Genomic DNA, 14,495 nt, shown 5'->3' with positions numbered 1-14,495 from the left:
CGCCGCTTGAGCCGGGCGATTCGTTGGGAGCTCCGGCCGTCTCAGTCTCGGAGTTCACGCGCCGAATCGGTCAATGACTTCGCGGGCCAGCGCGCGGTAAGCCTGCGCACCCCCGGATTTCGGAGCCCAGGTGGTGATGGGCTCCCCGGCCACCGTGGTCTCGGGGAAGCGGACCGTGCGGGTGATCACCGTGTCGAACACCAGGTCGCCGAAGCGTTCCACCACCCGCGCCATCACCTCGCGGGAGTTGACGGTGCGCGGGTCGTAGCGGGTCAGCAGGATGCCGCTGATCTCCAGCTTCGGGTTGAGCCGGTCGCGGACCTTTTCGACGGTGTCGGTCAGCAATGCCAGCCCGCGCAGTGAGAAGTACTCGCACTCGGTCGGGATCACCACCCCGTCGGCGCAGGCCAGGCCGTTGACGGTGAGCAAACCCAACGACGGCTGACAGTCGATCAGCAGGTAGTCGTAGCGGTCCAGCACCGGAGCCAGCGCCCGCGCCAGGGAATGCTCCCGTCCCACCTCGTTGACGAGCTGGATCTCGGCCGCGGACAGGTCGATGTTGGACGGCACCAGGTCGAGGTTCTCCACCCCGGTCTCGACCAGCACGTCGTCGATTCCGACCCGCGGTTCGACCAGCAGGTTGTGGATGGTGTGCGCCAGGTCGTAGTGCGGCACGCCGAGCCCCGCCGACAGCGCACCCTGGGGGTCCAGGTCCACCAGCAGCACGCGCCGGCCGTATTCGGCCAGCGCAGCGCCGAGATTGATGGTGGAGGTTGTCTTGCCGACGCCGCCCTTCTGGTTGCACATCGCGATGACCTTGGCCGGCCCGTGTGTCGAGCGCGGCTGGGGCTCGGGGATATTCCGCGGCGGACGCCCGGTCAGGCCGACGCCGGAGCTGTCGTCGTCGCTCATCGCGGGGTCGGCGTTGTGGTGGCGGACATCCGCAGAAGTCTAGTAGGTGTCCAGCATCTGTATTGGCCTGTATTGGCCACATGACCAGTGATTGTGAGCGTCGAGCGCCATAAGATCGCAACTATGAGCCTCAAACGACGTCTCCCGTTCCTGCGGTGGTCGTTCCTAAGGATGGCGACCGGCGCCCGCAACATCACCACGACAGGTCAGATCGGCGACGGTCGTGAGGCCGCCGCCGTCGACTACGTGCTGGCCAACGCGCGGCCCGGAGACATCGACGACGTGCTGGCCCGCATCGACGAGTTCGCCTACGAGAAGTCGCTGCTGATCAATATCGGCGACGAGAAGGGCGCCCTGCTCGACGCCGCGGTACGGCGGGCCAATCCGGCCCTGGCGCTGGAGCTGGGCACCTACTGCGGCTACAGCGCGCTGCGGATCGCGCGCGCCGCACCGTCGGCACGGGTCTACTCGATCGAGCTCGCCGAGGCCAACGCCGTCAATGCCCGGCAGATCTGGGCGCATGCCGGGGTGGCCGACCGGATCACCTGCGTGGTGGGCACCATCGGCGACGACGGACGCACGCTGGACGCCCTGACCGCACGGCACGGCTTTGCCGCCGGGGGGCTGGACTTCTTGTTCATCGACCACGACAAGGACGCCTATCTGACCGACCTGCAGAGCATCCTGGACCGGGGCTGGCTGCACCCGGGGGCCATCGTGGTGGCCGACAACGTCAAGGTGCCCGGGGCGCCGCGCTACCGCGAGTACATGCAGGCCCAGCAGGGGACGCGGTGGGACACCATCGAGCATCGCACCCACGTGGAGTACCAGAGCCTGCTGCACGATCTGGTGCTGGAGTCGACCTACCTCGGCGGTTAGCGAACCTCGACGAAGGAGAGGCGAAGCTGGACCGCCGAATCAAACTCCGGCGGCTAACCCTGGCGCGAGCGTGCGCAGAACGACAGTTTTTGCGGCGTGTCGGCGTACAGACACGCTCCCCCGCAGTCGGGAGGTGCCCCCAGCTCGCGCAAAAAGACCTAGCGGGCGCGAGGGTGCGCGCCGGCCCACACCTCACGCAAGGCGTTCACCGTGACCAGCGTGTAGATCTGCGTGGTGGTCACCGAGGCGTGGCCGAGCAGTTCCTGCACCACCCGCACGTCGGCGCCGCCGTCGAGCAGATGGGTCGCGAACGAGTGGCGCAGCGTGTGCGGTGACACCTTGGCGGTGATCCCGGCCCGCTCGGCGGCGTCCTGCAGCACCTGCCAGGCGCTCTGCCGCGACAAGCGGCCGCCGCGGGCATTGAGGAACACCGCCGGGGTGCCGCGGCCGCGGCCCGCCAGACCCGGACGGCCCCGCACCAGGTAGGCCTCCAGCGCCGCCACCGCCGGCCGGCCCACCGGCACCAGCCGCTGTTTGCCGCCCTTGCCCCGCAACAGCACCGACCGGTCTGCGACGTCGATGTCGTCGACATCCAGACCGACGGCCTCCGATATCCGGGATCCGGTGGAGTACAACAGTTCCAGCAGCGCACGGTTGCGCAACGTCAGCGGGCCGTCGGAGGCACTGTCTCCCCCGGCTCCGGCCAGCAGCGCCGACACCTCGTCGATGGTCAGGCTCTTGGGCAGCCGCCGCCCCGGCGTCGGCGGCTTGACGGAGCGCGCCACGTCCACCGGCGCCAGCCCCTCGGCCGCGGCGAACCGGTGCAGGCCGCGCACCGCGATCAGCGCACGCCCGGCCGAGACCGCCGACAGGGCCGGTACACCGTTGTCGGGGTCGCCGCGGCGCAGCGCCACCAAGAACTCGGTGACGTCGCTCTCGCCGACGCCGGCCAGATCGTCCACGCCGCGGGCCAGCAGGTGCTCGCTGTAGCGGCGCAGGTCGCGCCGATAGGAACTCAGCGTGTTGGCCGCGACCCCGCGTTCGATGGTCAGGTGGTCCAGGTACCCCTGCAACTGCCCGGTCAACGGGCACACCGGCAGGGCCGCCGTGGTCATGACCGGGTCTGCCTTGCGGCGAACGCGGTCGGTCGGTCGATCCACTCGGCGTCCAGCGGACGCAGCGTCCCGAAGCCCTGGCAATGCGCGTAAGCGGCCAGGATCCCGGCCACCGCAATGGCATTGACGATCTCGCCCCTGAACACCAGCCGGGCGGCTTCGGCGATCGGATACCAGTCCAACTTAAGGTCGGCTTCTTCGTGCTGGGCCGGCGGGCGATCCACCTTCGTCAGGCCGGTGGCCAGATACACCCGCACCGCCTCGTCGCTGAAGCCCGGTGTGGAGTCCAGGTCGACCAGCACCTGCCAGGTGCTCGCCGTCAGACCGGCTTCCTCGACCAGTTCCCGGCCGGCGGTCAGATGCGGCGGCTCGCCGCTGACATCGAGCAGGCCGGCGGGCAGCTCCCACAGCCGCCGGCCCAGCGCGTGGCGGTACTGGTAGATCAGCGGAACGTTGCCGTCGGCGTCCATCGCGAGGACCGCGACCGCGCCGAAGTGCTCCACCACGTCGCGGGTGGCCGTCGCGCCGCCGGGCATCAGTACCTGGTCGCGACGCAGTGCGAAGATTTTGCCGCTGTGCAGCAGCTGCGACGACCTGGTCTCGAACTCGTGGTCAGCCACGGGTTACGTGTTCCGGGAGGGCTTCTTGCAGTGGGTCGGTCAACGGCTGGGCGCTGCCACCGCGCGCGTCGACTCCGTTCTGGGTATCGGCGGACTCGTGGCTGTCGTGATGCTGCTCGGGAATCTCCACCGGCAGCCGCTCGGCGGCCTTGTAGTCCATCGCGGCACCGATGAACGCGGCGAACAGCGGGTGGGCCCGGGTGGGCCTGCTCTTCAACTCCGGGTGCGCCTGGGTGCCCACCAGGAACGGGTGCACCTCACGCGGGTACTCGACGAACTCCACCAGCTTCCCGTCCGGGGAGGTGCCGGAGAACCGCAGCCCGCTCTCAGCGATCCGGTCTCGGTAGGCGTTGTTGACCTCGAACCGGTGCCGGTGCCGTTCGGAGACCTCGGTGGCCTGATATGCCTCGGCCACAATCGAATCCGCTTCCAGCACGGCGGGATAGGCACCGAGCCGCATGGTGCCGCCCAGGTCGGCCGTACCGGCGACCGCCTCCTGCTGATCGGCCATGGTCGCGATGACGGGATCGGGGGTGTCCGGGTCGAACTCCGCCGAGCTGGCCTCCGTGACCCCCGCGGAGCGGGCCGCCTCGATCACGATGCACTGCAGGCCCAGGCACAGTCCCAGCACCGGCAGCGCTTGGGTGCGGGCATAGGTGATGGCGCCGATCTTGCCCTCGATGCCCCGGATCCCGAACCCGCCGGGAATCAGCACACCGTGCATCTCCCCCAGCGCGGCGGCCGCCCCGGCCGGCGTTTCGCACGCATCGGAGGCGACCCAGTTGATCTCGACCTTGGCGTAGTGGGTGAAGCCGCCGGCACGCAGCGCCTCGGTCACCGACAGGTATGCATCCGACAGGTCGATGTACTTGCCCACCAGTGCGATTCGCACGGTCTCGTGAGGCTCGTGGACGCGGCGCAGCAGTTCATCCCACTCGGTCCAGTCGACGTCCTTGAACGGCAGGTTGAGGCGGCGCACCACGTAGGCGTCCAGTTCCTCGCGGTGCAGCACCTTGGGGATGTCATAGATCGAGGGCGCGTCCGGGGTGGAGATCACCCCGTCGACATCGACGTCGCACATCAGCGCGATCTTGTTCTTCAGCGCCTCGGGCACATCCCGGTCGCAGCGCAGGATCAGCGCGTCGGGGGTGATACCGATGCTGCGCAGAGCCGCCACCGAGTGCTGGGTGGGCTTGGTCTTGAGCTCACCAGACGGGGCCAGGTAGGGCACCAGCGACACGTGCAGGAAGAACACATTGTCCCGGCCGACGTCGTGGCGGACCTGCCGGGCGGCCTCCAGGAAGGGTTGCGACTCGATGTCGCCGACGGTGCCGCCGATCTCGGTGATCACGACGTCGGGGCGACGGCCCTCGGCGTCCGGTTCGGACATCGCCAGGATGCGACGCTTGATCTCATCGGTGATGTGCGGGATCACCTGCACGGTGTCACCGAGATATTCGCCGCGGCGTTCCTTGGCGATGACCGTCGAATACACCTGCCCGGTAGTCACATTCGCCGACCCGGACAGGTCACGGTCCAGGAACCGCTCGTAGTGGCCGACGTCGAGGTCGGTCTCGGCGCCGTCCTCGGTGACGAACACCTCGCCGTGCTGGAACGGATTCATCGTCCCGGGATCGACGTTGAGATACGGGTCCAGCTTCTGCATGGTGACCTGCAGCCCGCGAGCGATCAGCAACTGGCCCAAGCTGCTTGCGGTCAGCCCTTTACCCAGCGAGGACGCAACTCCTCCCGTGACGAAGAGATGCTTCGGCTCGGTTTGCGGATGCTTACGCAGTGGTGGCAACACCAACCTCCGTGACGACGGCGCAGGATGTGAGGGCCTGCCGACCCACGGAATCTCACCCTAACATCGACCGCGCACCCCGGCTCGGGACACGCCCAGACACGCGGACTACTGCGCCAGCGTGACCGACCCGGCGCCGTGGCCGATCCCGTACTGCCCGGGCTGGCCGCCCTCGATCAGGCTGCTCACCGCCATGACCGTGGTGATCCGCCCCGACTCGATGTCCACGTCGTCGACCGTGCTGACCGCTCCGGCCACCGCGGGATCCCGGCGAGCCATCGCCACCGCCGCGGTGCCCGACGCAGACCCGTCCCGGCCGGCCAGCACCGTCGCCGAGCCGTGCGGGGCCAGCGCGGCAGCGAACCGCGCGACGCTCAGCCCGGTGCTGCCGGCGTCTTCGGGCAGCGCGCCGCCGGCGACCACCACCGCCGCGTTGGCCGCACCGAAGCGCTGTTGGTTGTAGGTGACGAAACCGGTGTCGCGCAGGGCGGCCAGCACGGTGTCACGCTGGGCGTCATCGACAGGAGGGATCGTCGGGTTGCGATTGATCAGCAGCGCGATCCCCAGCAGATCACCGGCCTGGGCGTCCTGGTCGATGAGGTTGGTGCTCAGTTGGGCGCCGGCCGGAACGATTCCGGACTCCAGCACCGCCCGCAGCTTCTCCTCGGCGTTCCCCTCGACGAACTGAGCCGTCAGCGCCACCGTTCCGGTGACGGTTCCGCCGGCCTGTCCGATGATCCGCGACACCGCCTCGACGTCGTCATCGGCGGCGTCGGGGGCGCGGAAGATCACCGTGGATTTCCCGTTCAGTGCGTCGCGCACCATCCGGGGAGCCATCGCCGCATCGAAATCGTCTGCGTTGCTGAGGCGCTCGCGCAACGCGTTGTGCTGTTCATGCAACTCGTCGATCTGCCCGCGCAGTTCCTGCTTGTCGGACTGCAGGCCGCCCATCAGGGGGCCCGACAGCAGCCCGGAGCCCAGCACGACGCCGAACACCAGCGCCAGCAGCACCGCGGTCAGCGACATCGCGTGGTAACGAGGGGTGATCATTGCTCTGCCGACCCCGATCCCTTTTAAGTCACCCAGTGCCGCAGCCACTGCGACAGGTGGTGCCAGTAGTTGCCGAGCCACTCCAGCACCACGGCGTCGGTCCGCGACACCCACAGCGCGACGATGATCGCTACCAGCATGGTCAGCACCAGCAGCGCGATCGCGCCGGCCGAGATCCGGCTGCGGTACAGCGTGGCGACCGCGCGGGCGGCCACCAGCTTCTCGCCGACCTTGAGCCGGGTCAGGAACATCGAGGGATTCGTCATCTGACGCGTCCGGTCGAAGAATGTCTCGATGTTGGCCGTGTGCCCGGCGGTCACCAGCAGCGCCGCACCGTGGTGGTCGGCCAGCAGCAGCGCCAGGTCCATCGCGGATCCGGCGGCCGGGAAGGTCATCGCACCGACACCGAGGTCCTGGATGCGCTCCAGTCCGGGCGCGTGGCCGTCGGCGTCGGCCGGCAGCACCACCTGCGATCCGCACCGCAGCACCTCGGCGCTCATCTGGTCGGGGTCGCCGATGATCAGCTGCGGGCGGTACCCGGCCTTGCGCAGTATGTCCGCTCCGGCACCGACGCCGATCAGCACCGGCTGGTACTCCTTGATGAACGGCTTGAGGCATTTCAGGTCATCGGCGGCGTCGGCTTCGTCACCGACCAGCACCACGTGCCGGCGCCGCAGGTCGACGTCGATCTCGGGTATCCCGATCCCATCGATCAGCAGCGGGCTCTCACTGCGGATGAACTCGATGGTGTTGCCGGCGAAGGACTCCAGGTGGGCCACCAGTCCGCTCTTGGCCTCGATCATCAGGTCGGCGATCTCGACGTCGCTGCGTTCGACACCGCGTGCCAGTCGCCGGTCGCCGGAGTAGACGGCGCCGTTGTGCAGGCGGATCTTGGCGCCGTCGCGGATCTTCTTGAACACCGTGGGCCCGGCTTCGTCGATCAGCGTGACGCCGTTGGCGACCAGCACCTCGGGGCCCAGGTTGGGGTAGCGCCCGGAGATGGACGCCGAGGCGTTGACGACGCCGGCGATCTCTGCCTCCACCAGTGCGTCGGCGGTGATCCGGTCCAGGTCGAGAATGTCGAGGACCACGATGTCGCCGGGGCCGACCCTGCGCAGCAGCCGGTCGATGTCGTGGTCGACCCGAGCCGTGCCGACGACGCCAGGGCGGGCGGTGTTACGAGACAGCAGCGCAGACATCTTCATGGGCGCGATTCTGTCCGGGAACTCACCGAAAACCGGGGAGGCGCGCCGTAACACCAGCCCCAGAAGTTCCATCACGTCACATCAGTCACATGGATCTGTGGGCGCAATGGGGGGCAAAAACATGCAAGGGATTTCCCTGTATCCCCCGTTGTGCGCGCGAGCTTAATGTCGACGCAACCGGGGACATCGACCCGGAGAGGGGAGAAAACGACATGAAGGCATTACGGTTTGCGACCCTGACCACGCTGGTGGTGGGCGCGTCGCTCGGGTTGGCCGGGCCGGCGAACGCGGAACTGCAGGACGGGAGCTACACGGCGACGATCACCGAATCCAACAAGTTCCAGGTCGGCCAGACTCAAACGTGGAACGTCGGGAGTTGCGGTCCGGACTGTCGGCACGTGGAACTGGTCGGCGGCGATACGCCCTACGATTTCCACCGGGACGGCAGCACCTGGACGGCGTCCCAACCGTCAGGCGCCGCCCATGGCTTTACGACGACCATCGAAAACGATTCGCTCGCCGGCACGTTCACCTTTGACGACGGCGCCTTCTACAAGTACCAGCTCAAGAAGAACTGAGCCTGTCGTCCCGGGCGGCGTCCAGCAGCTCCCGCGCGTGCGCGCGGGCGGTGTCGGTCTCGCCCAGCCCGGCCAGCATCCGGGCCAGTTCCGCGACCCGGTCGTCGTCGTCCAGCCGCCGTACCGCGCTGGCGCCGTCACGCCCGGTGGGCTCCACCATCAGGTGCACATCGGCGTAGGCCGCGACCTGGGGCAGGTGGGTCACCACGATGACCTGGTGGGTGCCGGCCAGCCGGGCCAGCCGCCGCCCGATCTGCACCGCGGCGCGTCCACCCACCCCGGCGTCGACCTCGTCGAAGACCATCGTGGTGCCCGCCGACTGCCGCGATGAGGTGGCCAGGACCACCTCCAGCGCCAGCATCACCCGGGACAGTTCGCCGCCGGAGGCGCTCTTGGCCAGCGGCAGCACCGTCATGCCACGGTGCGCGGCCAGCCCGAACTCGACGTCGTCGATTCCGTCGGCGCCGGCGTGCACGGTCTGCCCCGACGGCAACCGCAGCGCCGCGGGATCGTCGTCGGCGGCCGGGCTGTTGGTCACGTCCACGGTGAATTCGGCGTCGGCCATCGCCAGGCCGGACAACTCGGCGCTGACCGCCTTGGCCAGCCCGGCGGCGGCCTTCATCCGCGCGGCGCTGAGGTCGGCGGCGGCTTTCGCCACCTGCTCGCTCAGCTCGTCGACCCGGCGGGCCAGCCCGGTGAGCGCCTCTTCGGAGACGTCAAGCTGGCCCAGGCGCTCGCGGGATTGTGCCGCCCAGGACAGCACGCCGTCAATGTCGGCGGCGTACTTGCGGGTCAGGGTGCGCAGCTCCGACTGGCGGGCCAGCTTCGCGTCGAGGGCGTCCGCGCCGGTGGGCAGGTCGTCGAGGTAGCCGCCGAGTTCCCGCGCCACGTCGCCCACCACCGTGAGCGCCTCGCCGAGTTGTTCACCCAGTGCCTGCAGGGCGGTGTCGTCGGTGGCGGTCAACGCCGCCTTCGCCTGCCCCAGCCGGTCGGTGGCCGAGGTCGAGCCGTCGGATGTGGCGAGCGCGTCATCATCTCCGGCCAGCGCCGCACGCGCCCCGGCGGCCGCGGCGCGCAGCGCATCCAGTTCGGAGAGTCGCCGGATCTCGTTCGTCAGCGCGTCGTCCTCCCCCGGGCGCGGGTCGACGGCATCGATCTCCCGCAGCGCGAAGGCGAGCCGGTCGGCCTCCTGGGCCAGTTCCCGGGTGCGGTCGCGGCGGTCGAGAAGTTCACGCCGTGCCACCTGCCAGGCCTCCCGCGCGGCGCGGTAGCGATCCAGCCGGGCAGCGACCGCGGCGTAGCGGTCCAGCGCCGCGCGCTGTTCCTCCGGGCGCATCAAACGCAGCTGATCGTTCTGGCCGTGCAGGGTCAAAAGCCCACCGGTGAAACCGGTCAGCGACTTGGCAGGCACCCCGCGACCGCCCAGGTAGGCCCGCGACGGGCCGTCGCGGCTGACCGAACGGGCCGCGATCACGCTGCCGTCCTCGTCCCGGTCGGCGCCGGCGGCCTCCAGCAGCTCGTCGATCTGCGCGGCCGAAACCCCCGCCAGATCAGCGGTGCAGAACCGGCCCTCCACCACCGCCCGGGCTGCGCCCGAGCGCACCCGGTTGGCGTCGGCGCGAGCACCGCCGAGCAGATGCAGCCCGGTGACCACCATGGTCTTACCGGTGCCGGTCTCCCCGGTCAGCACGGTAAGGCCGCGGTCGAATTCGGCGGTGGCCGCGCTGATGGCGCCCAGGGACTCGATGCGGATCTCAGTAAGCAACAGCCGGCACCGTCGTCATTTCCCGCGCCAGCCGGTGACGGGCAGCCGGAACTTACGCACCAGCCGGTCGGTGAACGGCGAGCTGCCCAGCCGCGCCCACTTCACCGGAGTGACGCCGCGTTGCACCTCGAGCCGTCCGCCGGCCGGCACCAGCATTTGGCGGCGGCCGTCGCAGAACACCAGCGCGTTGTGTCCGTCGCTTTCGACTTCGATCGCGATGGTCGATTCGGGGCTGGTCACCATGGGCCGGGCGAACAGGGCGTGAGCGTTGTTGGGCACCACCAGGATCGCGTCCAGGTCGGGCCAGAGCACCGGGCCGCCCGCGGAGAACGCGTACGCGGTGGATCCGGTCGGGGTGGACACCAGCACCCCGTCGCAGCCGAACGTCGACACCGGCCTGCCGTCCACCTCGACGACAACACCCAGCACGCCCAGCCGTGGGCCCTTCTCCATGCTGGCCTCGTTGAGCGCCCAACCGCTGTCGATGATCTCGCCGCCGGCGCGCACCACCACGTCGAGTGTCATCCGGTCTTCCACCCGGTAGTCGCGGGCGATGATGTGGTCGAGGACCCGGTCGATGGTGTCGGCTTCGGCCTCGGCCAGAAAGCCGATCCGGCCCAGGTTGACGCCCAATACCGGGATGTCAGCGCTGCGGGCCAGTTCGGCGGCGCGCAGGAAGGTCCCGTCGCCACCGAGAACCAGCACCAGTTCACAGTCCTCTGCGGCCCGGTTGTCCGGGTCCACCACGTCGATCTCGACGCCGAGTTCGCGCATGTCATCCGGCGCCAAGTGCAGCGAGCCCTTGTCGACGGCTTCGGCGGTGAGCACCCGCAGCGCGATGTCGTGGTCCCCGAGCACCTTCTCCACGCGGCGAGCGGTGTCAGTGGCCTCCTCCCGCCCGGTGTGGACCACCAGCAGGACGGTGCGCTGTTGGTTGCCGATATTCACTGTGGGCCCTTCGCGACGGCGTCGTGGACGGCTGCGTGCAACGCATCACCGGTCAGTGGTGCGGCGGCGGCGCGCAGATGCAGAAAGTACTCGACGTTGCCGGACGGTCCCGGCAGTGGGCTGGCGGTGACCGCGACGGTGCCCCACCCGAGTTCTTCGGCGCGGTGGGCCACCGACAGCACGGCGTCGGCACGCAGGACCGGGTCGGACACCACCCCGCCGGCACCCACCTGTTGTCGTCCCACCTCGAACTGCGGCTTCACCATCGGAACGATATCGGCGTCCGGTGACGCACAGCCAGCCAGCGCGGGCAACACGGTGGCCAAGGAGATGAACGACAAGTCGGCGACGATCAGGTCGGCGGGCCCACCGACCTGATCGAGGGTCAGCCCGCGGACATTGGTGCGTTCGACGACCACCACCCGCGGGTCGGTGCGCAACGACCAGGCCAACTGCCCGTAGCCGACGTCGACGGCGACCACCCGGGCCGCGCCCCGGTCGAGCAGCACCTCGGTGAATCCGCCCGTCGAGGCCCCCGCGTCGAGGCACCGGCGCTCGGCGACGGCGATCCCGAAGGTGTCCAGTGCGCCGATCAGCTTGTGCGCACCGCGCGACACCCAGGTGCGCTCGCCGTCGTCGGCTACGGCGAGCGCGGCGGTGACGGCCACCGCGGTGGCGGGTTTGACCGCGGGGATGCCGTCGATGGTGACCTTGCCGGCGCCGATCAGTTCGGCGGCCTGCTGGCGCGACCGTGCCAGTCCGCGCCGGACCAGTTCGGCGTCAACGCGAGCGCGCCGCGACATGCGTGCCCTCAGCCCTTCTCCACCGACTCCAGCGCCTGTACCAACACCTGGTGGGCTTCTTCGAGCCGCTGGGCCAAGGCCTGGAGGTCACCGAGATCGCTGTGCGCCGGCAGTTCGGCCAACTCGGCTTCGCCGGGCAGCTCGGCCAGCAGCGCCGCGATGCGTGCCCGGACGTCATCAATCTCACTGTTGTTCATGGGTGCTACTCACGCTAGCCGATGTCGGTCAGGGCCAGGTGCCGAGCAGCGACCACTGCTGCAGGGTCTGCTCAGCGGTGTCATCGGCCGCGGCGACGGTGAACGCCGGCCCAGCCGCGTCGGCGTCCCAGACCGCTGCGGCCAGCGCGCGCACGATCGACAGTCCGTCATCGTCCTCGGTGCCGGGCTGCGCGGTGGCAACCGTGAATGTGGTGCCGTCGAGGCTCACCTGCCACTGCGACTGCGGGGCGATCGCCAGCAGGCCGGCGTCGAGGTGCAGGGCCCGCAGATCGTGGCCGATGTAGGTGGGTCGTTGCTCGGCGACCGCGCCGACGGCGTCGCGCGCGGAGTTGACGCCGGTGAGCACCATCAGGCTGGGCAGTGCGGCGGCGTTGGCGGCGGCGATGTCGGTGTCGAGACGGTCACCGACCACCAGGGGGGCGTAGAACTCGCCGCGGGTCAGCGCCTCGGTGAGCAACGCCGGGCCGGGTTTTCCGGCAATCTGGGGTTCGGCGTCGGTCGCAGCGCGCAGCGCCGCCACCATCGACCCGTTGCCGGGCAGCAGGCCTCGCTCCGACGGCAAGGTTTTGTCGACGTTGGTCGTCATCCACGCCGCCCCGGCCCGGATGGCCAGGGCCGCCTCGGCCAGATCCGCCCAGCCCGTCGCGGTGGACAGGCCCTGCACCACCGCGGCCGGTTCTTCGGAGGCCAGCCGCACCGGTTGCAGGCCGGCGGCCGTCATTTCCGCGGCGAGTGAGTCGGTTCCCACCACCAGCACTCGTGCGCCGGCCGGCAGTTGATCGGCCAGCAGGTGCGCGGCGATCTGGGCGCTGGTGGCGACATCCTCGGCCCGGGCGGTGAAGCCCAGCTCGCTCAGATGTGCCGCGACCTCGGCCGCTCCGCGCGACGAATTGTTCGTGATGAACAGCGCCCGGCTGCCCACCTCGGCCAGGGTCTCGACCGCGCCCGCGGTGGGTTCGCCGCCGCGGAACACCGTGCCGTCGAGATCCAGCAGCAGGCAGTCGTACTCTTCGGCCAGCGTTGCCGCTCCGCCCAGTTCAGCGATGCGGTCCTCGGCGTCGGTGACTCCCTCGGTGTCGGCGGCGGCGGCCCGCAGGAACCATTCCAGCGCCTCGCCGTCGCGGCCGAGCGCGATCAGCGTCTCGGCGTGTGCGTAGTGCAGCCGGGCCACCGTCGACCCGGTGCGATCGGGGTCGTTCGGCGCGGTCGACAGCACCGTCAGGGCCTGCTCCAGCTGCCCCAGGTCGGCACGGGCACCGGCGACGACGATCCGCAACTCGTCGGCCTCGTCACCGTCGAGCTGTTCGGCCTCCGGGCCGGCCGCCAGTTCGATCGCCCGCTGCGGCCGACCCAAGCCGCGTTCGCAGTCGGCGATCAGCGGCAGCAGCGCGGACTTGCTGCCCATCCGTCGTGCCGCGCGCAGCTCGGCCAGGGCCTGCGTCCAGTCACCGCAGTGGTAGGCGGCGATCCCGACCGCCTCGCGGACCGCGGTGATCCGCGTGGAGCGGGATCGGGCCGCCTTGGCGTGCCGCAGGGCGGCCTGCGGGTCGTCGTCGAGCAGCATGCCGGCCGCCACCAGGTGGCAGGCGACGCCGTCCGCGGTGGCCCGGCTCAGGGTGCTCAGCTCCCGACGCACCTCCGGCGCCAGCTGCTTGGGCTCGATGCCCTCCGGGAGCGGCGGATCGTCATACCGTGCAGTGGATTCCTCACCGGATGGCCGTGGCGGCCGCGATCCCCCGTCGTGCTCCCGCCGAGGCTGAGACCGACGATCACGGTCCGGTCCGGACCCGCGGGGCGTCCGCCGCTGATCGCCCGTGGGCGTCCGCCGCTGATCGCCCGCTCCTCGTCTTTGCTGCGGGCCGCGTTGGCCACTTCCGATGCCACCGCGCGACTGACCACGCCCGCCGCCTGCTCTGTTGTCGACCACTGAAACCTTTCGCCTGAAGCCTCGTGTAAGGATACGGCCCGCCGGGAACAGTCCGGCGAGTGCACTGAATCGCCAAAATCAAGTCCCGGCCGGGCTTCGGCCATTTGCTGCGGCCGATTGCAAGGGAAATCCCTGTATCGGCGAGCGCCCTGTGTCGGTTAGCGTTTCCCCGTGAGGACGGGTCGAGGGGTGTCGCCCTCGCGTACCGAGAGGAGACACGGCATGAAGTACATGCGGATGGCCGTGTTGGCCGCCGTCACCGTCAGTGCGGCAGTCGGATTGGCGGTACCGGCAACTGCGGCACCGCTTGACGGCACTTACCGATGGCTCTACAGGGACGGCGGCGCACCGGATGGTGACGTGACATGGGTGTTCAGCTCGTGTGGCCCGGATTGTGTTCGCTACGAAGTCCCGGCAACGGGGAACGTCTTCGAGCTCCATCGGCGCGGCGACGTTTGGGCTCGCAACTGGGTCGGAGATGGTGGAATCTCCTGCTCGGAAACCATCGATGACGCGCTTAATGTCGTCATGCAATGCGCCATGCTGACGCGGACGACTCAGTTGGTAAAGGTCGGCTGAAGACACCGGTAATACAAATGGGAAACGCCCCCCGATTGTGTCGGGGGGCGTTTCTTTGGGTTGTGTTCGGCGGTGTCCTACTTTTCCACCCG

At 69.5% G+C, this 14,495-nt stretch carries 14 protein-coding genes and 1 pseudogene; 3 read left to right on the top strand and 12 right to left on the bottom strand.

Going from position 1 to position 14,495, the window contains the following annotated elements; translation table 11 throughout:
* Positions 1-54: 54 nt before the first annotated feature.
* Positions 55-912: a ParA family protein gene (locus tag AWC16_RS13770; RefSeq protein ID WP_085265318.1), complete on the bottom strand. Its 858-nt coding sequence runs from the start codon at positions 910-912 to the stop codon at positions 55-57.
* 123 nt (positions 913-1,035) lie between these two features.
* Between AWC16_RS13770 and AWC16_RS13765 the strand changes: the two genes are divergently transcribed.
* Complete coding sequence (locus AWC16_RS13765; protein WP_085265317.1) at positions 1,036-1,791, top strand: O-methyltransferase; 756 nt, start codon at positions 1,036-1,038, stop codon at positions 1,789-1,791.
* Positions 1,792-1,949: 158 nt separating this feature from the next.
* On the opposite strand, the gene xerD is transcribed toward AWC16_RS13765, so the two are convergent.
* The 5 genes from xerD to steA form a co-directional block, all read right to left on the bottom strand.
* Positions 1,950-2,906, bottom strand: coding sequence for a site-specific tyrosine recombinase XerD (gene xerD / locus AWC16_RS13760; protein ID WP_085265316.1), 957 nt, complete (start codon positions 2,904-2,906; stop codon positions 1,950-1,952).
* Complete coding sequence (locus AWC16_RS13755) at positions 2,903-3,526, bottom strand: NUDIX domain-containing protein (protein ID WP_085265315.1); 624 nt, start codon at positions 3,524-3,526, stop codon at positions 2,903-2,905. Before AWC16_RS13755 ends, xerD begins: the two co-directional genes overlap by 4 nt.
* The gene (locus tag AWC16_RS13750) at positions 3,519-5,321 is read right to left on the bottom strand and encodes a CTP synthase (protein ID WP_085265443.1); all 1,803 of its coding nucleotides are present in this window, start codon (positions 5,319-5,321) and stop codon (positions 3,519-3,521) included. The genes AWC16_RS13755 and AWC16_RS13750 overlap by 8 nt, the downstream gene beginning before the upstream one ends.
* A gap of 117 nt (positions 5,322-5,438) precedes the next feature.
* Positions 5,439-6,380, bottom strand: a complete 942-nt coding sequence (locus AWC16_RS13745) for a copper transporter (RefSeq protein WP_085265314.1) — start codon at positions 6,378-6,380, stop codon at positions 5,439-5,441.
* 23 nt (positions 6,381-6,403) lie between these two features.
* Complete coding sequence (steA, locus tag AWC16_RS13740; RefSeq protein WP_085265442.1) at positions 6,404-7,585, bottom strand: putative cytokinetic ring protein SteA; 1,182 nt, start codon at positions 7,583-7,585, stop codon at positions 6,404-6,406.
* 89 nt (positions 7,586-7,674) lie between these two features.
* Between steA and AWC16_RS13735 the strand changes: the two genes are divergently transcribed.
* Positions 7,675-8,163: a hypothetical protein gene (locus AWC16_RS13735; protein WP_133055940.1), complete on the top strand. Its 489-nt coding sequence runs from the start codon at positions 7,675-7,677 to the stop codon at positions 8,161-8,163.
* Here AWC16_RS13735 and recN read toward each other — a convergent pair.
* From recN to AWC16_RS25150, 6 genes and pseudogenes are all read right to left on the bottom strand, one after another.
* Positions 8,150-9,928, bottom strand: a complete 1,779-nt coding sequence (gene recN, locus AWC16_RS13730; RefSeq protein ID WP_085265312.1) for a DNA repair protein RecN — start codon at positions 9,926-9,928, stop codon at positions 8,150-8,152. The two genes, AWC16_RS13735 and recN, sit on opposite strands and share 14 nt — an antisense overlap.
* Before the next feature lie 15 nt (positions 9,929-9,943).
* Entirely contained in the window at positions 9,944-10,870 is a 927-nt protein-coding gene (locus AWC16_RS13725; protein ID WP_085265441.1) for an NAD kinase, read from the bottom strand.
* 2 nt (positions 10,871-10,872) lie between these two features.
* Positions 10,873-11,679, bottom strand: coding sequence for a TlyA family RNA methyltransferase (locus tag AWC16_RS13720; RefSeq protein ID WP_085265311.1), 807 nt, complete (start codon positions 11,677-11,679; stop codon positions 10,873-10,875).
* Between the two features lie 8 nt (positions 11,680-11,687).
* A complete protein-coding gene (locus AWC16_RS13715; RefSeq protein ID WP_085265310.1) occupies positions 11,688-11,876 on the bottom strand; it encodes a hypothetical protein in 189 nt (62 codons plus the stop codon).
* Positions 11,877-11,904: 28 nt separating this feature from the next.
* Positions 11,905-12,891, bottom strand: coding sequence for an HAD-IIA family hydrolase (locus AWC16_RS25155; RefSeq protein ID WP_337339633.1), 987 nt, complete (start codon positions 12,889-12,891; stop codon positions 11,905-11,907).
* A 39-nt stretch (positions 12,892-12,930) separates the two neighbouring features.
* A pseudogene (locus tag AWC16_RS25150) lies at positions 12,931-13,776 on the bottom strand (tetratricopeptide repeat protein); the annotation flags it as partial.
* Positions 13,777-14,046: 270 nt separating this feature from the next.
* Between AWC16_RS25150 and AWC16_RS13705 the strand changes: the two are divergent.
* A complete protein-coding gene (locus AWC16_RS13705) occupies positions 14,047-14,403 on the top strand; it encodes a hypothetical protein (RefSeq protein WP_085265309.1) in 357 nt (118 codons plus the stop codon).
* Positions 14,404-14,495 lie beyond the last annotated feature (92 nt).

Source organism: Mycolicibacter longobardus (assembly GCF_002102265.1).
Classification (GTDB): domain Bacteria; phylum Actinomycetota; class Actinomycetes; order Mycobacteriales; family Mycobacteriaceae; genus Mycobacterium; species Mycobacterium longobardum.
Note: the sequence above shows the minus strand (reverse complement) of the source record. Positions and strands in the feature narration are given on the sequence as shown.

Coding starts and splice junctions, on each gene's coding strand:
- AWC16_RS13745 (WP_085265314.1), bottom strand. CDS start 6,380: ATGATCACCCCTCGTTACCACGCGATGTCGCTGACCGCGGTGCTGCTG.
- steA (WP_085265442.1), bottom strand. CDS start 7,585: ATGAAGATGTCTGCGCTGCTGTCTCGTAACACCGCCCGCCCTGGCGTC.
- AWC16_RS13765 (WP_085265317.1), top strand. CDS start 1,036: ATGAGCCTCAAACGACGTCTCCCGTTCCTGCGGTGGTCGTTCCTAAGG.
- AWC16_RS13705 (WP_085265309.1), top strand. CDS start 14,047: ATGAAGTACATGCGGATGGCCGTGTTGGCCGCCGTCACCGTCAGTGCG.
- xerD (WP_085265316.1), bottom strand. CDS start 2,906: ATGACCACGGCGGCCCTGCCGGTGTGCCCGTTGACCGGGCAGTTGCAG.
- AWC16_RS13735 (WP_133055940.1), top strand. CDS start 7,675: ATGGATCTGTGGGCGCAATGGGGGGCAAAAACATGCAAGGGATTTCCC.
- AWC16_RS13715 (WP_085265310.1), bottom strand. CDS start 11,876: ATGAACAACAGTGAGATTGATGACGTCCGGGCACGCATCGCGGCGCTG.
- AWC16_RS13770 (WP_085265318.1), bottom strand. CDS start 912: ATGAGCGACGACGACAGCTCCGGCGTCGGCCTGACCGGGCGTCCGCCG.
- AWC16_RS13720 (WP_085265311.1), bottom strand. CDS start 11,679: ATGTCGCGGCGCGCTCGCGTTGACGCCGAACTGGTCCGGCGCGGACTG.